The 19414-nt window shown below is 44.7% G+C and carries 16 protein-coding genes; 13 read left to right on the top strand and 3 right to left on the bottom strand.

Annotation, left to right across the window (positions count from 1 at the left end; translation table 11 throughout):
• Nucleotides 1-21: 21 nt before the first annotated feature.
• Nucleotides 22-501: a DUF5053 domain-containing protein gene (locus tag DWW91_RS18525; RefSeq protein ID WP_122328567.1), complete on the top strand. Its 480-nt coding sequence runs from the start codon at nucleotides 22-24 to the stop codon at nucleotides 499-501.
• Nucleotides 502-566: 65 nt separating this feature from the next.
• On the opposite strand, the gene DWW91_RS18520 is transcribed toward DWW91_RS18525, so the two are convergent.
• The gene (locus tag DWW91_RS18520) at nucleotides 567-2708 is read right to left on the bottom strand and encodes an outer membrane beta-barrel family protein (protein WP_122328566.1); all 2142 of its coding nucleotides are present in this window, start codon (nucleotides 2706-2708) and stop codon (nucleotides 567-569) included.
• A gap of 152 nt (nucleotides 2709-2860) precedes the next feature.
• Here DWW91_RS18520 and DWW91_RS18515 point away from each other — a divergent pair, with 152 nt between their 5' ends.
• Together DWW91_RS18515 and DWW91_RS18510 are read left to right on the top strand one after the other, a co-directional pair.
• Nucleotides 2861-4333 (top strand): sensor histidine kinase KdpD, encoded by a 1473-nt coding sequence (locus DWW91_RS18515; protein ID WP_122328565.1) that lies wholly within the window; start codon nucleotides 2861-2863, stop codon nucleotides 4331-4333.
• 9 nt (nucleotides 4334-4342) lie between these two features.
• Nucleotides 4343-5023 carry a response regulator transcription factor gene (locus DWW91_RS18510; RefSeq protein WP_122328564.1) on the top strand — a complete coding sequence of 227 codons (681 nt, stop codon included), beginning with the start codon at nucleotides 4343-4345 and terminating at the stop codon, nucleotides 5021-5023.
• A 3-nt stretch (nucleotides 5024-5026) separates the two neighbouring features.
• On the opposite strand, the gene DWW91_RS18505 is transcribed toward DWW91_RS18510, so the two are convergent.
• Nucleotides 5027-6289 carry a Gfo/Idh/MocA family protein gene (locus DWW91_RS18505; RefSeq protein WP_010802742.1) on the bottom strand — a complete coding sequence of 421 codons (1263 nt, stop codon included), beginning with the start codon at nucleotides 6287-6289 and terminating at the stop codon, nucleotides 5027-5029.
• Nucleotides 6290-6356: 67 nt separating this feature from the next.
• Nucleotides 6357-7523, bottom strand: a complete 1167-nt coding sequence (locus tag DWW91_RS18500; protein WP_046147380.1) for an MFS transporter — start codon at nucleotides 7521-7523, stop codon at nucleotides 6357-6359.
• A 253-nt stretch (nucleotides 7524-7776) separates the two neighbouring features.
• Here DWW91_RS18500 and DWW91_RS18495 point away from each other — a divergent pair, with 253 nt between their 5' ends.
• The 10 genes from DWW91_RS18495 to DWW91_RS18450 all read left to right on the top strand — a co-directional run bounded on the left by DWW91_RS18495 (nucleotide 7777) and on the right by DWW91_RS18450 (nucleotide 19371).
• On the top strand, nucleotides 7777-8958 hold the full coding sequence (locus DWW91_RS18495) for a 6-bladed beta-propeller (RefSeq protein ID WP_122328563.1): 1182 nt from the start codon (nucleotides 7777-7779) through the stop codon (nucleotides 8956-8958).
• 93 nt (nucleotides 8959-9051) lie between these two features.
• Nucleotides 9052-10353, top strand: coding sequence for a phenylacetate--CoA ligase family protein (locus tag DWW91_RS18490; protein ID WP_122328562.1), 1302 nt, complete (start codon nucleotides 9052-9054; stop codon nucleotides 10351-10353).
• A gap of 23 nt (nucleotides 10354-10376) precedes the next feature.
• The gene (locus tag DWW91_RS18485) at nucleotides 10377-10802 is read left to right on the top strand and encodes an amino acid-binding protein (protein ID WP_007658150.1); all 426 of its coding nucleotides are present in this window, start codon (nucleotides 10377-10379) and stop codon (nucleotides 10800-10802) included.
• Nucleotides 10803-10869: 67 nt separating this feature from the next.
• Entirely contained in the window at nucleotides 10870-11682 is an 813-nt protein-coding gene (locus DWW91_RS18480) for an outer membrane protein assembly factor BamD (RefSeq protein WP_007658148.1), read from the top strand.
• Nucleotides 11683-11708: 26 nt separating this feature from the next.
• Nucleotides 11709-12041 (top strand): DNA-directed RNA polymerase subunit omega, encoded by a 333-nt coding sequence (locus tag DWW91_RS18475; RefSeq protein WP_007658146.1) that lies wholly within the window; start codon nucleotides 11709-11711, stop codon nucleotides 12039-12041.
• Between the two features lie 156 nt (nucleotides 12042-12197).
• Nucleotides 12198-12659: a DUF4293 domain-containing protein gene (locus DWW91_RS18470; protein ID WP_122328561.1), complete on the top strand. Its 462-nt coding sequence runs from the start codon at nucleotides 12198-12200 to the stop codon at nucleotides 12657-12659.
• A 371-nt stretch (nucleotides 12660-13030) separates the two neighbouring features.
• Nucleotides 13031-16291, top strand: coding sequence for a TonB-dependent receptor (locus DWW91_RS18465; protein WP_233584523.1), 3261 nt, complete (start codon nucleotides 13031-13033; stop codon nucleotides 16289-16291).
• A 13-nt stretch (nucleotides 16292-16304) separates the two neighbouring features.
• Nucleotides 16305-18278 carry a RagB/SusD family nutrient uptake outer membrane protein gene (locus DWW91_RS18460; RefSeq protein WP_122328559.1) on the top strand — a complete coding sequence of 658 codons (1974 nt, stop codon included), beginning with the start codon at nucleotides 16305-16307 and terminating at the stop codon, nucleotides 18276-18278.
• A gap of 161 nt (nucleotides 18279-18439) precedes the next feature.
• Nucleotides 18440-18895 (top strand): HU family DNA-binding protein, encoded by a 456-nt coding sequence (locus DWW91_RS18455; RefSeq protein ID WP_122328558.1) that lies wholly within the window; start codon nucleotides 18440-18442, stop codon nucleotides 18893-18895.
• Between the two features lie 272 nt (nucleotides 18896-19167).
• Complete coding sequence (locus DWW91_RS18450) at nucleotides 19168-19371, top strand: hypothetical protein (RefSeq protein WP_122328557.1); 204 nt, start codon at nucleotides 19168-19170, stop codon at nucleotides 19369-19371.
• The last annotated feature ends 43 nt before the right edge of the window (nucleotides 19372-19414 follow it).

Below are 19414 nucleotides of genomic sequence, written 5' to 3'. Positions count from 1 at the left end.
TTAATATAAAAAATCTTAGCTATGACAAAAGAAGAGAAGGAGGAGCTTATCCGACAGAAAGAGAACCTGAAATTATTATTTGAATTATCTAAATTCTTACCTACAGCAGATATGCAGGCCGATTTTGAACTGTTTAAAAACATGACGCCCGAAGAACGTGCGATGTTTCAGGAAAAGCGGGCACAGAAGATAGAAGCGATGCCGGGCGATGAGAAAATGATTTTTACTGAAGCTACAGAAAAAGGGTTGAAGGCTATAAAGTCAGAATTACAGGATGTTAAGTTGGCATTGGAGTTAGGAGACGTTGCGAATGCTTTATCGTTGAGTTATATTGCGAAAGAGTATTTTGGTAAAAGTAAAACCTGGCTTTATCAACGTTTAAACGGTAATAAAGTGAACGGAAAATCAGCTCGGTTTACAGAAGATGAACGGAAACGCTTTGCAGCAGCTTTACTGGATTTGAGTAAAAGAATCAATGAAACAGCACTTAAATTTGTATAGTTTAAAAGATTGTTTTGATTATCCGGCTGATTATTCACTTGCCGGATAATCAAAACTGAATCTTATTAAGTTCCGAACCGCGAAGTATCTACGGATTTCACCTTTTTCTCTTTGTAGCCACCGAAGCTGTAACGGAGTGTCAGGGAGACGGAGCGTATATCCTGGAACAACTCCATCCGGCTCTTTTGTCTTTGTTCGTCGATATGGGTGAGAGGTTTCTGGCTATTTAGCAGGTCAGAGCCTTTAAGCGTCAGGCGAAGTCTCTTTTTGGGGAGTGTCCATACCAGTGCGGCATCGAGGCTATACAGGGGATCGATGTCGTAAATGCCCTGGATCGCCGGCGAACTGTAATCGCCGCTGATGTCGAGCGAAAGGTTCTTGTCGCGCGTCAGAAAGATCGTATTTGTCAGCATTGCCCGCCCGAACAACTTCTTTCTGTCGAAGTTGATATCGACCAGCGTGCCTTTGTCGTGGATGCTGAACCCCATCAGCGTCAGTCGCGAACTGAGCACTTCGCCGGCACGAAAAGGAACAACGGCCATCAGTCCGTACATCGTATGCGTATCCAGGTTGATGGAATGGAAGACCGATTGCAGACGGTCGTGTTGCTGATACGACATCTGCTGTATCTTGTCGGGTTGGAAGTTAGCGAAAGCCCCCAGTACATATTTATTCTTTATGACATATGTCAGTTGCATCGAATAGTTCAGTTCCGGTTTCAACTGCGGATTACCTTTTATCACGCTGTAGATATTCATATAATAGGTATTGGGAGTTGTTGCCCAATAGGAAGGATATTTTCTGTTACTCGACAATGAGAACTGTAACATATTCGAACGGTCGATCCGGTAAACGGCGGAAAGCGACGGAAACAAGTCTGCCTGATCCCATAACGTACCCTTCTTTCCGGCAGAATCAACTGAAGCCTTGTAATAACGGACAGCCAGCGAAGCATTCAGCGTGAATTTCTTTCCGAACGAACGGGAGAAACCGCCGAATATACCCGCCGAATGTTCTTTTTGTTTCATATAGAAGGTCCCTTCGCTTTCTTTTTCATTATTCAGAAGGGCGGAAGCCTCATTGGTCGTCCCCGATAAGGAGGCTTCTGCCCCGTAAGAAATCTTCCATCCTTCTCCTACGACAACGAAGTGGTTGATATATATATTAGCTCGTTGTGATTTTTGCTTGCTCTCGTTGCGTCTGTCCTGGTCGTTGCTATCTTCAAAATTATTAACCAGGTCCTGCAAGGATTTATCTTTGTATAAGGTGTAGTCGATGCCGGCATTCAGGTTTTTATGTCCGTTGTAGTCGATCCGTGTGCTATGCAGAAACGAAGGACCTGTAGTCCGGCTGGCCGTATTAACGGTTTCGATACCCTTGAAATCAGTCTGTCCGCCCCTCAGGGATACTGGCTTGTCTTGTACATATTTTCCTGTATAGGAGGCCGACAGCTTGTCTTTATTGCTGAAATCATATTCGAAGGCACCCCGCAGGTTATGGGAGATGCCTTTGTTTTCCGACCAGTTCTTTTGCAGAATATCGTATTTTGTACCGTTCACGGTCGGTTCTGCGTGCATATCTTCTGTCGAACGTTCGTGACGGTAATTGGCCGAGTAGGAGAGGTCGGCGGCATACTTCTTTCCGGTATAGGACAGATTCATCAGTGCTGTAGGAGAAAAATACCAGGCCTGTTTTCCTGTCAGCGATATTTCTCCTTTCAGGATATCCGCCAGGCTCCGGTCGTTCTCAATAACCACATTGATCGATGCGCCTCTTACACCGTATTGGGGTGGAGTGCTGTACATCACTTCTATCTTTTTTACCTTGGACGAAGGAGTCGCTTTCAACATGTCGGCCAACTGTTCCGGTGTCATCGAACTTTTCCGGCCGTTGATGATGATGGTGGTTTCCGAGGTACCGAGCAGGGAGATATTGTCGCCGCTTTTGCCTACTCCCGGTAGTTCCCCCAATATATCGAACGCATTATCCACCGGTTTGCTTTTCATCAGGTTGGGAATGTCGTATTGCAGTTTTCCGTCGGTCATCTTTACCAGCGGCCGTTCCGCTTTGACGAATACTTCCGGCAGGTTCAACGTGATGCTGTCGTTGACCAGGATGGTTTCGCTACCAGTCTGTTTTTGTGCCAGCATTTGTGTGGGAAGCGAGAGTAAGCCGGCTATCGGTAATAAGTAATAGATTCTTTTCATGGCCTTTTGTTTTTATACGAAAGGTAGGGAGGACGCCAGTGATTACCAAAAAAGGCTTTCATTTGGTAAGACTAAATAACATTCGGCGAAAACTGTGTTATTTTGATTTAAAGCGGGAAGCTGCATGGCGGAGATTCCTTATATTTGTTTGCATGAAATCATCGTTCAAGTATATCATTCTCTTGGTTATTCTGTCTTTGTCGGGAATCTTCGTCTACCAGTTGTTCTGGATAAACGGATTATACCATTCCCTGCAACAGCAGAACAGGGAGTACATTATGCAGGCTATCCGCAATGCCGACCATGTCGAACTGTTTAGTCGTGCTGACTTTATCAGCAAAAAGACGAATAAGCAACGGGTAACGATATCGCAGGCCGATGATCGGGGAGGAGTTGCCCTGACTACCCGTTTTTCAGATAAAGATTCGGTCATTCAACCGGTCAGCATCATAGAGAAGAAGGCGTCTCTCTCTTATGCAAGCGGAGTAGATGAGGATATGAAGAAAGTCCTGCAAAGCTACTCAGTCAAAGTGGGCGACGATTTCAAGTCATTGGGTGAGCTGGGTTTACAGATGCAGCGTAGCCTTCATGAAATCATTGACACGATCTCTCCTGTTAATATAGCAAAGTTCGATAGCCTGCTGACAGCTAATCTACGGGAAAAGAACTTGAACCTCCGCCATTTCACGGAGATACGTCTGCTTACCGACAGTACGGTCATTGCCACTTCCGTCCCTGAAGGAGAAGATTTGTCACGCTATCACCTGTATACCTGGAAATACACTACTTTTACTCCAAGAGCTTTCTATGTCTATGTGGAATCCACCCGCATGGCTTCGCTGGCTGGTATGACGGGGATTCTGGTTTCTTCTTTCCTGATTCTGCTGATTCTTGCTTTATCGTTTGCCTATATGATTTGGTTTCTATTCCATCAGAAGACGGTGGAACAGTTGAAAGATGATTTCACGCATAACGTTACTCATGAACTGAAAACACCGATCGCCATTTCGTATGCCGCCATTGAATCTATTATCCATTATAACCTGCTGGATAATAGAGAAAAGGCTGATAAATATCTGCACCTTTGCCATGAGGAACTGGAACGCCTGGGCGGGATGGTGGAACAAATCCTTTCGCTCAGTTTAGAGAAACGGAAAGATATCCGTCTGGTGATAGAAAAACTGTCTTTGAATGATTTGATAGCCAGGCTCGTGGAGCAACAGAAGATAAAATCGTCCCGCTCTTTCCGCATTCGGACAGAGTATCAGCCGGAGGAAATCACGTTGAGAGCAGACCGTATCCATTTGTACAGCATCATCAGCAACCTGGTGGATAATGCCATCAAATATGCGGATAAAGAACCGGAAATAACGATACGGGCGGTGGCGACGGAGGGAAAGACACAAATACGGGTACAGGACAATGGTCCTGGCATCCCCGAAGAATACCGCCGCCATATTTTTGATAAGTTCTACCGCATACCCTCTGTCCGTCAGTCACCGGTGAAAGGCTATGGCATCGGACTGTTCTATGTGAAGACTATGGTGGAGAAACATGGTGGGAGCATCACAGTGGAATGCGAACCCGGTAAAGGCACCTGTTTTATAATTACATTACCTCAATAACCTGAGATTATGAACATACTATTAGTAGAAGACGAAGTCTCTCTGGTAATGATTGTAAAAGATGCCCTGGAAGAGGAAGGTTACGAAGTTGCTATTGCCCGCGACGGCCTGGAAGGGCTCGAACAGTATTTCAGGGAGCATCCCGCATTGATCATTGCCGACGTGATGATGCCGGAGGTGGACGGCTTTGAGATGGTTCGCCGCATTCGCCGGATGGATAAGGAGGTGCCCGTACTGTTTCTGAGTGCCCGTTCTTCGGTGGACGATATCGTGTTCGGTTTCGGGCTTGGGGCAAACGATTACCTGCGGAAGCCTTTCAGCCTCCGTGAACTGATTGCCCGGGTGAAGGCTTTGACAGTGAAAAGCCAGTCTGAACCGGTAGCCGTTATTTACCATGAACTGGGACTTTACACCTTTTACCCCTCTACCCAGACTTTGCAGATCGGCGGTGAGGAGATCGAACTGTCATTCAGGGAGTCGGAGTTGTTGCGGCTTCTTTGCGAGAGCGGAACTTTGCCGGTCGATACGAAGGATATCCTGCTGCAACTCTGGGGTAATGACAGTTTTTACAATACCCGCAGCCTGCATGTATTTATCACCAAACTACGCCATAAATTAGAGAAAGACCCCCGTATCAAAATATTGAATGTACGGGGGATCGGATATAAGCTGGTCGGCGGACGGCTCTGACTTTTAAAGGCTTATCACTTTCCCTTCTTTCCTGCTTCTTTCTGCCGCAAAGGCTATCAGATGGCTTTCCAGCGATTCGTCGAGTGGTGTGCTCATCAGGCTGGCATCCTGGCGGCGGATGGCTTGGATCCAGTCGCGGATCATACCGGCATCACCGCCACCGTGGCCTACGCCTTCGTAGTTGAGGGCGTCTTCGGCATTGGCATTGTATGTTTTTGAAACGCCGGTGGCGAAGTCGGTGTGGGTGAACTCTTCCATGTCGCCGACGATATCGCCACGCGTCCCCATGATACGGGTACGGCGGCCGCCATACGATGTGAAAGCCTCTATCGAGAAGTTGACCGTTACGCCGCCTTCAAATTCCATCAGCATCATATAATGATCGGGCTGGTTGTTCTCGCAATGGTAGACGCATTTGCCATACGGTCCTGTTTTCAGGTTTTCGAGGATGACGTCGCCCTGTTTGTCCGGGTCTTCCGGCAGGTCGAATACGTATAGCCAGGTGCGGTCGCGGTAGTAGATTTTCAGGGCGGAGAAAGGACAGGTCGCTTCTGCCGGACAACCATCGGTACAACGGGCCGGAGCACCTTCGGGGGCGTTTTCCGCCTTAAAATGCGCCAGGTCACCGAAGGCTACCACTTTCTTACAAGGCTTGCCGATGATCCAGTGGAGGATATCCAGGTCATGACTCGATTTGGCAAGGACCAGCGGCGTACTCGCTTCTGCGTTGCACCAGCTTCCGCGCACATACGAATGGCTCATATGTACATGTTCTATCGGTTCGAAATGCTGGATGCTGACCAGGTCGCCGATCGCTTTGCTGCTCACCATCTCTTTCAGCATTCCGAAATAAGGCGAGTAACGGAGCACATGCGTCAGACCGACGATCTTTCCTTTTTCTTTGGCATAGGCTACCAGGCGACGGCATTCCTCGTCTGTCTGTGCGATCGGTTTTTCAAGGAGGATGTCGTATCCCAGGTCGAGCGCTTTCATACAGGGGGCATAATGCAGATGGTCGGGGGTAGCGATAATGACGGCATCGGCAAACTTGGGGCGGCTGAGCATTTCTTCCCAGGTGGCGACACGGTTTTCCCGGGGTACATGGTATTTGTCACCATATATGTTGCGGCGCAGTTCCACCAACTCGGCAATGCCGGTGATTTGCAAATCTTCTGGGTGCTCCAGTGAATAATCGCCGTACAATTTTCCTCTTCCGCTGGCTCCCAACACGATGGCTGTTACGGGAGTGGTCTTCTCTGTGTTCATGATCTAAGATGATTATAAGTAAATATTCCCCAAATATAGGATAAAATCTTTATAAATCGTTCACCTGTTATTCTTTATCGGGCTTCGCCATTAGTTGCAGCCAGAGGAATAAGGCTCCCGGTACCATGATGATCGCGGCAGATGCCAGTAAGGCGATCCTGAGCGAATACATATCGTTCAGCCAGCCGATGAACGGAGCGATGGCGGCAAACATCAGGCGGATGATAAAATTACGGATGGAAAGGACGGTGGCACGCATCTCCGAAAAGGTCATCTGGTTGATGTATCCTTTTAATATCGGGGTGGCAAAGCCTCTTATGATATAAAAAACGAACAGGATGGCTAGTCCTGCGTAGGTCAGGTTGAAGGCGAGTGCCACGTAACCGCCTGCCACGAATGTCAGGATCAGAATGCCCATCTTTTTGGGACCGAAATAGCTGTCCACACGGTCCGAATAAAGAGCGGCGATCCCTACGGTCAGGTTCAACACCGTCCAGATTACGCCGAACCACGAAGTGGGCGTATTCATATACATCAGGTAAGGTTGTACGAACCACGCCATGGTGAGTGTGGCAGCTCCGATAATCCCTGAGAACATAATGTTGTAGCAGAGCCTTTTATTAGTGACCAGCGAGTACCTGATGATCCGTACGATCTCCTGTACAGGGCTTTGCACCTTACTTTTAATATTCAGTTCCTGTAGGGCGAAGGCTGCCGGAATACCGCTGAATGCAATCAGTGCCTGTGCATAAAACGGATAACGCAGCGAATAAGCCGCCAGCAATCCGCCGAAAATACCGGCAATGGCTTCGGCAAAGTTACCGATCATGGTGATACGCCCTTCGTAACGCAGATAAAGGTTTTCCTTCTTATATTGGACTGTCGTATCGTACAGCAAGGCGGAGTCTGCCCCGTTGACCAGCGTTTGCCCTGTTCCCAATAGTATTTCGGCTATGACAAAGGCGGCGAAGGTGGAGGTGAAGGAGTAACAGAGATATCCAAAAAAGAAAAGAATGCATCCGAGTATGAGGCATTTGCGTCGTCCCCACACGTCAGCCAGATATCCGGAGGGTATCTCGAGTGCCACGGCCGCGATTGAATAAACGCTCTTCAGTATAAATACATCCTGCAATCCCAGTCCGTGATCTTCATAGAAAAGCACGATGATTGGCATGACCAGGGTGAACCATTTGGATAGTTTAATAATGTATAGCGCAAGTATGTTTCGTTTCATCTTGTCCGGAAATCTATCTTTAATCGTTGGACAAAGGTACGTATATTATCAGTCTTGCGTCTTACAGGGACGAACCATTTTTCTCCCGGCGGTTTGGAATAGTCCATGTGAAATGTTAAATACAGGTATGTATACATTCATATTCTTTGCTTTACGAATGCAGTGTGTGTTTTACGAATTTATCGTAATAACCTTGCTTCTTTGAAATATTATCCCTTTATTTGCGCTATGTTGTATTAAATTCAAAGGGATTATGAAAAGGATATGTTTATGTGCAGTGGCAGTGATGTTGGTTGTGGGGCTGAATGGATGTAAAAATGGAGTAAAGAATGAAGGCCCGTTGCCTGTATTGGATTTTCGTGCGGATATTCCGGACAGGGAGGCCGCTTTGCAGGATTTGGGAAAGGTACGTTATTTCCGTCTGCAAACGCCTGAAAACGTGTTGCTGGGCGACCAGATGAAACTTATTCCCAGCGAAGCCGGGTTGTTCTTTATCGGGTCTTCTACCGGCGACGTGATCGGTTTCAATAAGAAAGGCGAGATGATCAGCCATTTTAACCGCAAGGGGCAAGGCGGTGAAGAATACGCCCGAATACGCCATATCCTGTATGATGAGAAACGCCAGGAACTTTTTTTAGATGGAATAACCCAGATGCAGGTTTATGGTTTGGACGGGACTTATAAAAGGTCTTTCAGTCTGCCGGATTCTTTGCAGATGGATGTAATCGAATCGCTGGATGAGAATGCAATGGTCTTTCTGGATATGAAAGGCGCTCTTTTTGTGAAAGAAGGTGAGACCGCTAAAATAGATGATAACCCGGAAGCGAGTAACCAGCCTTATGTCCTGATGGATAAGGAAACCGGAAAGAAGATCGAACGTCTGCCTATCGTCTCCGACAATCGTTATCGCAGTATGATCGTAACTACCCGCGACGGACGTCCCTTTATCCTGCTGAACCGTATGAGAAACCTGCTATCCTGTGGCGACGGAGGATGCCTGATCAGCGAACCGGCCGCCGATACGTTATATCGGTTGTCGCCCGACCGCCAACTGAAACCTGTCTTTACCAAACTGCCGTTATCGACAGAGAAAGATGGAAAGATCGCTTGCGAGATCCGGGCATTGACTCCGAATCAGATGCTTGTCAACGCCGTCTTCCTGAAAGATGAAGGTCAAATGAAACTGCGTGACGAACTCTATTTATATAATGTGGCAGAAAACTCTTTCTCGCATGTCAAGCTGACAAATAAAGACTGGCAGAACGGCGACATGATGAACTTTGTCTTCAATAATAACAAGCTCTATTATACCTTATATCCTTTTACTTTGCTGGAAGCAATGGAAAAGAACGAACTGGGCGGAGACCTGCTGGAGATAACCAAAACATTGGATGAAGACGAAAATTTGATCCTTATGGAAGTAAGTCTCGATTGATTTGGCGTTATTATTTATTGTCAGTTAGTAAAAAAGTTATTACTTTGCGACAGTTTTACACTACTAACAATTAAATGATAACAAACTGATACCATGATTTGGAACGAAACTATTGAATGTATGGACCGCGAAGAAATGCGGAAATTACAGAGCATCCGGTTGAAACGGGTTGTCGAACACGTTTATCATAATACTCCTTTCTATCGCAAGAAAATGCAGGAGATGGGTATTACTCCGGATGATATTCAATCAATTGAAGATATTACCAAGCTGCCGTTTACGGTAAAGCAGGATTTAAGAGATAATTACCCGTTCGGCCTGATGGCTGTGCCGATGTCCGAGATTGTTCGTTTGCATGCCTCTTCCGGTACGACCGGAAAACCTATTGTTGTGGGATATACCCGTAAGGACTTGTCGATCTGGTCGGAAGTGGTGGCACGCTGTCTGACGGCCTATGGTATTACAAAGAACGACTCTGTGCAGGTTTCCTATGGATACGGTTTGTTTACCGGTGGACTGGGTGCTCATGGAGGCGTAGAAAATATCGGTGGTACCGTAATCCCGATGAGTAGCGGTAACACGCAGAAACAGATTCAGTTGATGCACGACTTCGGAGCGAAAGGTCTGGCTTGTACGCCTTCCTATGCTCTGTATCTGGCGGAAACGATCCATAATTCGGGCATTCCTTTGGAAGAATTCCAACTAAGGGTAGGAGCGTTCGGCGCGGAACCCTGGACGGAAAATATGCGTAAGGAACTGGAACAGAAACTGAATATTAAAGCATACGATATTTACGGATTAACAGAAATCTGTGGTCCCGGTGTCGGTGGCGAATGCGAATGCCAGAACGGTACCCACCTGTGGGAAGACCATTTCTTCCCGGAAATCGTCGATCCGGTCACTTTGCAACCTGTGCCTGAAGGTGAACAAGGCGAGTTGGTATTCACTACCCTGACCAAGGAAGGTATGCCGATGATCCGTTACCGTACGCGTGACCTGACGCACCTGATCTATGAAAAGTGCGAATGCGGCCGTACCGCTGTCCGTATGGGACGTATCCTCGGCCGTAGCGACGATATGATGATCATCCGTGGTGTCAACGTATTTCCGTCGCAGGTAGAATCCGTATTGCTGGAAATGTCGGAATTCGAACCGCATTACCTGATTGTGGTGGACCGTGTGAACAACACCGATACTTTCCAGATCCAGGTGGAAGTACGACCGGATTATTATTCGGATGAAATGAACAAGATGATCGCGCTGAAAAAGAAGATCGCCGCCCGTATGCAGAGCGTGATCGGCATTCAGCCTGATATAAAGATTGTGGAACCGCGTAGCCTTGAACGCAGTATGGGTAAGGCAAAACACGTGATCGACAATCGTAAGTTAGTTTAAAACCCTAAAAATAGTAAAGTGCTATGCTAATTAAACAATTATCAATCTTTCTTGAAAACAAGAAAGGCCGTTTTACGGAAGTGGCAAAGATTTTGGGTGAAGCCGGAGTGAACATGTCAGCCTTTACGGTGGCGGAGAATTCCGATTTTGGTATCCTGCGTCTGATCGTGTCGGACACAGACAAAGCAATTCAGGTACTTCGTGAAAAATTATATGCGGTGAGTGTGGCTGATGTGGTGTGCCTGCATTGCCCCAACCAGCCCGGTGCATTGGCGAAGGCGATGGAGATCATAACTTCGGCAGGTATTTTTGTCGAATATATGTACGCTTTCTCGCAAGGAGAGGCGGCTAATGTGATCATCCGCCCCGACAATGTGGAGAAGTGTGCGGAGGTTCTGAAAGCCAACAAACTGGAGCTTATTGCTGCCAGCGATTTATATAAGTTGTAAATATTAACGTTATGCGCTTCGTTATTTTGCAATAAAAAATGTAACTTTGCGCGCTAAAAGTATGTGAATGAAAAAGGTTGTATTTTTATTGATGATGATTACGGTCTTGTTATCCTCCTGTGGGGAATATAACAAGATATTGAAAAGTACGGACTATGAGTTGAAGTATTCGTATGCAAAGAAGTATTTCAATGCAAAGCAATACAACAAGTCCGCTACCCTGCTGGATGAACTGGTTACAATCTTTAAAGGAACTGCTTATGCCGAAGAATCCTTGTACCTGCTGGCTCAGAGCTATTACGGACAAAAAGATTATCAGACGGCTTCGCAATACTTTAATACGTATTACACCACCTATCCGAAAGGCGAGTACACGGAATTGGCCCGCTATTATTCGGGATATGGTTTGTATCTGGACTCTCCCGATCCGCGGTTAGACCAGACGCAGACGTATGAAGCTATTAACCAGTTGCAGCTCTATCTGGAGTATTATCCGCAGAGCGAACGTGCCGCCGAAGCCCAGAAGATCATGTTTGAATTGCAGGAGAAACTGGCTTACAAGGAATTACTGGCTGTAAGATTGTATTATAACCTGGGTACTTACATGCGCGACAATAACTATTTGTCTGCCGTGATCACTGCCGAGAATGCCTTGAAGAACTATCCTTATTCCAAATACAGGGAAGAGTTTATGTTCTATGTTTTACGTTCGAAGTATGAACAGGCTATTGCCAGTGTGGAAGAAAAGTTGCAGGGTCGTTATCGTGAGGTAGTGGATGAATACTACACTTACATGAACGAATATCCGGAAGGCAAATACGTAAAACAGGCACAGAAGTTCTACGATTATGCCAGCAAGAGAATAACAGATGCGTATTAACGATATTATTTAATCAATAAAGTAAAATGGATTACAGAAAGTCTAGCGCCCCTTCGAATACGGTAACCCGTGACATGATGAAGTTGTCAGCCGACACGGGAAATGTATATGAAACAGTAATGATCATCGGAAAACGGGCTAACCAGATTAGTGTTGAAATGAAGCAGGACCTGGAAAAGAAACTTCAGGAATTTGCTTCTTATAACGATAACCTGGAAGAAGTTTTCGAAAACAGAGAGCAGATCGAGATCTCCCGTTATTATGAAAAGCTTCCGAAGCCGACTCTGATCGCTGCTCAGGAATATGAAGAAGGTAAGGTTTACTATAAGAACCCTGCTAAAGAAAAGAATAACTTTTGAGAATTGAAAATTGAAAATTGAGAATTGAAAATTATATTCTCGATTTAAGATATAGGAGCAATTGTTCAACGGGCGGGTAATACGTGCTTTGTTTAAACAATTGCTCTTTTGTTCTCAATTTTCAATTCTCATTCTCAATTTTCAATTAAAAAGATTATGTTACAAAGAATACAAACAGTTTACTTGCTTATTATCGTGGCCTTAATGGTCGCAACATTGTTTTTACCTCTTGCCATGTTGCAGGCGGGAGACCAGTTTTACTCTTTTGATGCAACAGGCGTTAGCACGATCGCTGCTGAACCGGAACTCGTTTATCCGACCTGGGGACTTTTTGCTTTGACGGCAGTGATCTCCATCCTGTCATTGATAACGATCTTCTTATTTAAGAAGAGGATGTTGCAGATTCGTCTTTGTATCTTTAACGGGATTCTGATGTTGGGTTTCTATGCCCTGTTCGGCTTTTTTGTATGGGTTTTGAAAGATCAGCTGGCTGGTGCAGCGCTGAGTGTGAAGATTGCCCTTTCTTTCCCGATAATCGCATTGATCCTGGATTATCTGGCTATCCGTAACATCGGTGCGGATGAAGCACTGGTTCGCTCGCTCGACCGGTTGAGATAAGAATAAAATACCATCCTGTTGAAGGGTGGAGGATATATGTCAGACGCAGTCACGTTTTCAAATAACGTGGCTGCGTTTTTTTGTTTGTTAACAAGATCATGATTTAACCGGAATAATGTCATGTATTATCCTTGAGTGTTCTACATAGGCTGTTTAATAAGAGATTTATTAAAAAACGAACATTCTTTATCTGATATTGGATATCGAACCATTCCCATATCACTTCTTTTGCTGTGTGAAATTATTAAAAAAATGCCTATGATTTAAAAAAGAGAACACAGTTCAGGAAAAGGAATTAAAAACCATCCTTAGAGATCTATCAGAGTAAAAAATTATCAAGGAAAAAACTTAAAAGAAAAATGACATTTAACATGAAGAAAGAAAACTTCCGAGGAATGAAAAACTGGAATGTGGCGTTTGCCCTTCTTTTTTTATTCTCTGCCGCTTCATCGAAAGCGGACACAGGAAAAGGCTTGGAGGCCTCTGATCCTACTATTAAAGAAAGTGCCGGAAACCTTATTGCCCAACAGAGCGAGCGGACAATAAAAGGCGTTGTGAAAGATGCTACCGGCGAAACTGTTATTGGAGCGAATGTGGCGGTTGTAGGTACCACGATTGGTACTATAACCGATGTGAACGGTAGTTTCTCATTGAATGTGCCGGCGGGAGCCACCCTGAAAGTCTCATTTATCGGTTATAAAGATGTAACGGTTAAAATCACGAACCAACAAAATCTGGACATTGTTTTGCAGGATGACTCGCAGGCTCTGGATGAAGTTGTTGTCGTGGGTTTCGGTACGCAGAAGAAGGTGAACCTGACTGGTTCTGTTTCGGTTGTTAATGCAGAAGAACTGGCTTCACGTCCGGTATCTAATGTTACGCAAGCCTTGCAGGGATTGGTCCCGGGTATGAACTTCAGTTATGGAGGCCAGGGAGCAAAGGTCGGCAGTACAATGGATATCAATATTCGTGGTGCTGGTACGCTGGATACCAAGGTGGCAAAAGCATCTCCATTGGTCTTGATTGACGGTATGGAAGGCGATATGAATATGCTGAATCCAAACGATATTGAGAATATCTCTGTTTTGAAGGATGCCGCTGCTTCTTCTATTTATGGCTCACGTGCTCCTTATGGGGTAGTTTTGGTAACGACCAAAAAAGGTAAGAGCGGAAAAGTGAGCGTTAACTATAATAATAGTCTCCGTTGGTCGAGTGCTATCAATATGCCGAAAACGGCTAATTCTTATGATTATGCAAAGTTTATAAATCAGATCAATCTGAATGACGGTGCGACCCCTACTTTTAATGCCGATCATCTGGAACGTATTGAAGCTTTTTTGAATGGAACAAATACGAATACAACTATTCCAGAGCCAAATACTCCGACTATATGGGATTGGCGAGGTAATGATAACAATGACTGGCTGAAAGAAATTTTTGGCGGGACAGGTTTTTCTCATGAACATTCTTTGAGTGTGAACGGTGGCAATGATAAATATCAATATTATCTTTCTGCTAATTATATGAAGCAGGATGGTATTGTTCGATACGGGGATGAAGATATGAAGCGCTATAATTTTACTGCAAAAATTAATGCGCAACTGGCTTCCTGGTTAAAAACGAATTACAGTACTAAATTTATCCGTAAGGATTTAGATCAACCGAACGCGTTGAACGACCATCTTTTCTATTATAATACACAACGTCGTTGGCCGACTGAACCTGTATTTGATCCGAATGGAAATTATCTGGTCGGACTTCCTAAAGATTTGATGTGGGGCGGTAATAATAAACATCAGACAGATTGGATGTACCAGCAATTACAGTTTGAAATCGAACCGATCAAGAATTGGAAGACTTTTGTTGAATTCAATTATAAAACCATCAATCTGATGGCTGACGAACCCAGATACAAGGTTCCGAGCTGGAATGTAGCCGGGGATGTTTATTATTCATCAGGGGCAAAGTCGAGCATGAATACCTATTCGGAACGTACAAATTTCTTCAATACGAATATATACAGTGAATATACGTATCTGTTGAAAGACCATACATTTAAGGCAATGGTCGGTTATCAGTCCGAGTCTAATTACTGGAGGAAAATAGGTGCACAAAAAGACGATTTGATTTCTGAAAGTGTAACAGATATTACTGTTGCAACAGGAAAAGAATATCTTACTGGAGGCCGTAACCATTGGGCGACAGCCGGTTTCTTCGGACGTATCAATTATGACTATGCCGGACGTTATCTGGCTGAAGTAAACTTGCGTTATGACGGAACTTCCCGTTTCGCAAGCGATCAGCGCTGGAATCTGTTTCCTTCTTTCTCTGCAGGCTGGAACATTGCACGGGAAGCATTTATGGAGCCGTATACGGATATTATCAATAATTTGAAACTGCGTGGTTCGTGGGGACAGTTAGGTAATCAGAATACGGTAAATCTTTATCCGTACATTCAGACAATGCCTTTCTATCCATCTTCCAATACGAACGAAAATACATGGTTAGTAAATGGGGAACGCCAGAACAGTTCAAAAGCTCCTGATTTGATTTCCGCTTTGCTGACTTGGGAAACAATGAGTTCCTGGAATGTCGGTTTTGACTTGGGGATGTTGCGTAACCGTTTGACTATGAGTTTTGATTATTTTGTTAGAAAAACGTTCGATATGGTGGGACCTGCTCCTGAACTTCCGGTTATTTTGGGTACTGCCGTGCCGAAAGCCAATAATGCGGATATGCAATCTGCCGGTTTTGAGCTGGATGTTGCTTGGAGGGATCAGATAAACGATTTTCGTTATGGTGTGCATGTATTGCTATCTGATGACCGTCAGAAAGTATTGAAATATCCGAATGAAAGCGGTTCACTTTCAACTTGGCGCGAAGGACAATATCTGAACGAGATTTGGGGATTGACAACTATCGGTATCGCTAAATCGCAGGAAGAGATGGATGCTCATATCGCCTCTTTGCCGAATGGCGGACAAGGTGGATTGGGTACTTCTACTTGGTTGGAAGGTGATGTTATGTATGCCGATCTGAATGGTGACGGTAAGATAACGAAAGGAAATACCGTGGATGATCCGGGTGACCGTACAATTATCGGAAACAGCACGCCGCGCTTCAAATTCGGACTTGATCTGGATGCTGCATGGAAAGGATTCGACTTGCGTTTGTTCTTCCAGGGAGTCGCAAAGAGAGACTGGGCTTTTGGTGGCGGACACTTGGTTTATTGGGGGAATGCCGGAGGTATCTGGAATTCTGCTATGTTTGAATCAAACTATGATTTCTATCGTCCCGATGGTGACACTTGGTTAGGTGCAAATAAAGATGCCAAATTCCCACGTCTGACGTCTAGTGGTAAAAATAGAGAAACACAGACTGCCTATCTTGAAAATGCTGCTTATATCCGTTTGAAGAATCTGCAACTGGGATACACATTGCCAAATACATGGACACAAAAAGTGGGGATCTCAAATTTGAGAATATTCTTCTCCGGTGAAAACTTGTTTACAATAACCGGCATTCCCGACGGTATTGATCCTGAAACGCTTGGTATTGGAGATTACGGAAATGGTTCCGGTTCTTATCCGCTGACTCGTACATATTCAGCCGGTGTTAGTGTTAACTTTTAATTAGAAGACAGATATGAAATTATTTAATAAATATGCCATTTTGCTGGCTGGTAGTTTGATGTTATTGCCATCTTGTAACGATTTTCTGGATAAAACTCCGATTGCTGCTGTTACGCCGGATACTTATCTGTGGTCGGATGCTGATTTGGGAGCTTATGCATTGAAACAATATAGTTTTACGACACATCAAGGAGCTGGAATCGGTATCTGGGCTGGTGATAACCATACAGACAACCAGGCTACAAGTTCGTATGACAACCGGTGGGTACCGGGCGAATGGAGAGTGAAAGATCATTATGATAAAGATTCCGATGATCCTTATTATTTCTCAGGAATCTATAATTGTAATTACTTTTTGGAAACAGTTATGCCTCGTTATGAGGAGGGTACTTTGACCGGTTCGATAGATATGGTGAAACATTATATCGGAGAGGTATATTTCCTGCGTGCCTGGAACTATTTCAGTAAATTACAGACTTTTGGTGACTTTCCGATCGTAAAAGAAACGTTGCCGGATGAGAAAGGAGTATTGGTTGAGGCTAGCAAACGTCAGCCACGCCATCAGGTTGCCCGTTTTATTCTGGAGGATTTGGACAAAGCGATCGGGTTTTTGTCTGATAATCCGACAGGAGGAACTAATCGCATTACGAAAAAGGCAGCTTACCTGGTAAAATCGCGTGTAGCATTGTATGAAGCCAGTTGGGAAACTTACCATGCCAACACGGCATTTGTTCCGAACGGACCAGGTTATCCGGGTCCGCAAAGCGATTACAATGCCCAAAGTGAAATCGCATTTTTCCTGAAAGAATGTAAAGATGCAGCGGCGGCGGTTGCTGATAATGTTCCTTTGGCAACAAACAGCCATGTATGGGCGGATGGTGCTGCAAAGATGAATAATCCTTATTTTGCCCAGTTTTCTGTCAATGATATGAGTGGTTATCCTGAAATCCTTTTATGGAGAGATTATAGTATTGATTTGAATATAAGACATTCTGCTGGTTTTTATATCCGTGTAGGGGGAAACAGTGGTTTTACCCGTCAGTTTGTAGAAACATTTCTGATGAAGAATGGATTACCTGTTTATGCAAACGGAAGTGGTTATAAGGGCGATATGAGTATAGGGGATGTTCGTGCCGATCGTGATGAACGTTTGCAACTATTCATGATGACTCCGAGCGAAGTCTTGACAGAAGGACAGGTTGAATTTGTGGATACATTGTCCTCTCTGCCCAATATCCTTGCTAAGGAAGAAAGTCGTAATGTTACCGGTTACCAACTGCGTAAAGGGTTGTCTAATAACTGGAGCCGCGATTGGAACGAATCGGAAGAGGGTTCTCCGATCTTCCGCGCAACCGAAGCATATCTGAATTATATAGAGGCTTCCTGTATTGAAAACAACGGTAGCAGTATTGATGGTAAAGCACAAGGATACTGGAGACAGTTACGCGAAAGAGCAGGTCTGCCGAGTGATTATAATGTAACAGTCGCAGCTACAGACCTGGGTAAGGAAAGCGACTGGGCGGTGTATTCTGCCGGTCAACAGGTTACTCCGTTACTGTATAACATTCGCCGCGAACGTCGTTGTGAATTGATGGAAGAAGGCTTGCGTATGTTTGATCTGAAACGCTGGAGGGCATTAGATCAATTGAATGCGACTTGGCAACCGGAAGGTGTCAACCTGTGGAAATCCGGATTATCTCAGAAGTATGCTGATCGGGGGATAAACCTTGTTTCTGACGGTTCTGATGTGGCTAATGTATCTTCTTCGGACAGAAGCGCTTACCTGCGTCCTTACGAGATTATAAACAAAGTATCTAACCTGATGTATGGAAAAGGTTATGATTGGTGTGATGCACATTATCTGAGTCCCATTTCAATTGTACATTTCCGTAATACGGCTGAGAATCCAGGCGACCTGACAACTTCCGTGATTTATCAGAATCCGGGATGGCCTCTTGTCGCCGACGAGGGTCCGACAGCTAAATAATATATATGAACTCTGGATTGATGACAGGGTTTAGATTTTGTCATAAGTATTCAGCATAATTGATGTGAAAGGTTTCCTCCTCCGTGACGGAGGGGGAGTCTTTAAGTTAATATCTGTTGAATTTTTTGATATTTCAGGTTATAACTTTAAAACTATTTATTATGTCAATATTAATTAAAGCGATCCAGCGTGCTAATCCGCGGGATAAGAACGCACCAAAGAAATGGTATGTCGTTCAAAACTCCACCGGATTGATCGGGGAGACCGAAGTTGCCGACCTCATTGCTGATGAGACGACACTCAATCCGGCAGAGGCTTTGATGTCTCTTCGTCAATTTCGAAAAATATTGCAACGTCTGATGTCGGACGGGCATAGTGTGAAACTCGGTAATTGGGGTACGTTTTCTCCATCCCTTAACAGTAAGGGCAAGGATAAGAAAGAAGATCTGAAGGCTACGGACATTAATAGTGTAAATATTAATTTTCAGCCCGGTGAAGAATTGAAGACAGCTATGCAAAAAGTGGACTTTGTATGGATCGACAAGCTGGTTGAAGGCAAGACAAATACCGGTGGCGGCTCTGGCGAGTCTGGTGGTGACCGTCCGGAGATTGAATAATTTCTATTTTCTGAATGATTAAAATTTCCTCTTCGGTTTTCCGGAGGGGATTTTTTTATTCCGGCTTTCCGGGTAGAAGAAGTCTGTTTTACAACATGAAGGAGTAAACTCTGAAACATGAAGAGACTTGTTTTGAAACATCAAGAAGTCTTTTCCGAAACTTGAAGAAGTCAGTATCGTGAGATGAAGAGGTCGGCTTTGCGAGATGAAGAAGTCGGAATTTCGAGATGAGGAACTTATAAGTTTTCCCTTATTTAGGTGCAGGTTTTGATATGTCTCCTTTCAAGGAGGAAAATGAAGCGTTTCGTCGTATACTCGATGCTGCAAACGTGAATGCAATGACATCCCATGAACGTGACGTGTATGACGAAGTCCTGAAGCGTTATCGTGATTGGCGATGTAAGACTGAATATGCTATCGAACAAGCCGAGGAGATAGGTTTGGGTATGACCTCCGAAGAGATCGAACAGCTTTAAAGATTTATATTAAAAAGATAGCCATAAAAAATCCCGGGGAATT

Origin of the sequence: Parabacteroides sp. AF17-3 (assembly GCF_003635445.1) — a bacterium.
GTDB classification, from domain to species: domain Bacteria; phylum Bacteroidota; class Bacteroidia; order Bacteroidales; family Tannerellaceae; genus Parabacteroides; species Parabacteroides goldsteinii.
The sequence above is the reverse complement of the archived record's forward strand: the minus strand, read 5'-3'. Positions and strand labels throughout refer to the sequence as shown.

Excerpts from the sequence above, each read along its gene's own strand:
- DWW91_RS18520 (WP_122328566.1), bottom strand. The coding sequence starts at position 2,708 with ATGAAAAGAATCTATTACTTATTACCGATAGCCGGCTTACTCTCGCTT.
- DWW91_RS18470 (WP_122328561.1), top strand. The coding sequence starts at position 12,198 with ATGTTACAAAGAATACAAACAGTTTACTTGCTTATTATCGTGGCCTTA.
- DWW91_RS18460 (WP_122328559.1), top strand. The coding sequence starts at position 16,305 with ATGAAATTATTTAATAAATATGCCATTTTGCTGGCTGGTAGTTTGATG.
- DWW91_RS18525 (WP_122328567.1), top strand. The coding sequence starts at position 22 with ATGACAAAAGAAGAGAAGGAGGAGCTTATCCGACAGAAAGAGAACCTG.
- DWW91_RS18455 (WP_122328558.1), top strand. The coding sequence starts at position 18,440 with ATGTCAATATTAATTAAAGCGATCCAGCGTGCTAATCCGCGGGATAAG.
- DWW91_RS18475 (WP_007658146.1), top strand. The coding sequence starts at position 11,709 with ATGGATTACAGAAAGTCTAGCGCCCCTTCGAATACGGTAACCCGTGAC.
- DWW91_RS18495 (WP_122328563.1), top strand. The coding sequence starts at position 7,777 with ATGAAAAGGATATGTTTATGTGCAGTGGCAGTGATGTTGGTTGTGGGG.
- DWW91_RS18505 (WP_010802742.1), bottom strand. The coding sequence starts at position 6,289 with ATGAACACAGAGAAGACCACTCCCGTAACAGCCATCGTGTTGGGAGCC.
- DWW91_RS18500 (WP_046147380.1), bottom strand. The coding sequence starts at position 7,523 with ATGAAACGAAACATACTTGCGCTATACATTATTAAACTATCCAAATGG.
- DWW91_RS18515 (WP_122328565.1), top strand. The coding sequence starts at position 2,861 with ATGAAATCATCGTTCAAGTATATCATTCTCTTGGTTATTCTGTCTTTG.
- DWW91_RS18450 (WP_122328557.1), top strand. The coding sequence starts at position 19,168 with ATGTCTCCTTTCAAGGAGGAAAATGAAGCGTTTCGTCGTATACTCGAT.
- DWW91_RS18510 (WP_122328564.1), top strand. The coding sequence starts at position 4,343 with ATGAACATACTATTAGTAGAAGACGAAGTCTCTCTGGTAATGATTGTA.
- DWW91_RS18490 (WP_122328562.1), top strand. The coding sequence starts at position 9,052 with ATGATTTGGAACGAAACTATTGAATGTATGGACCGCGAAGAAATGCGG.
- DWW91_RS18480 (WP_007658148.1), top strand. The coding sequence starts at position 10,870 with ATGAAAAAGGTTGTATTTTTATTGATGATGATTACGGTCTTGTTATCC.
- DWW91_RS18485 (WP_007658150.1), top strand. The coding sequence starts at position 10,377 with ATGCTAATTAAACAATTATCAATCTTTCTTGAAAACAAGAAAGGCCGT.
- DWW91_RS18465 (WP_233584523.1), top strand. The coding sequence starts at position 13,031 with ATGAAGAAAGAAAACTTCCGAGGAATGAAAAACTGGAATGTGGCGTTT.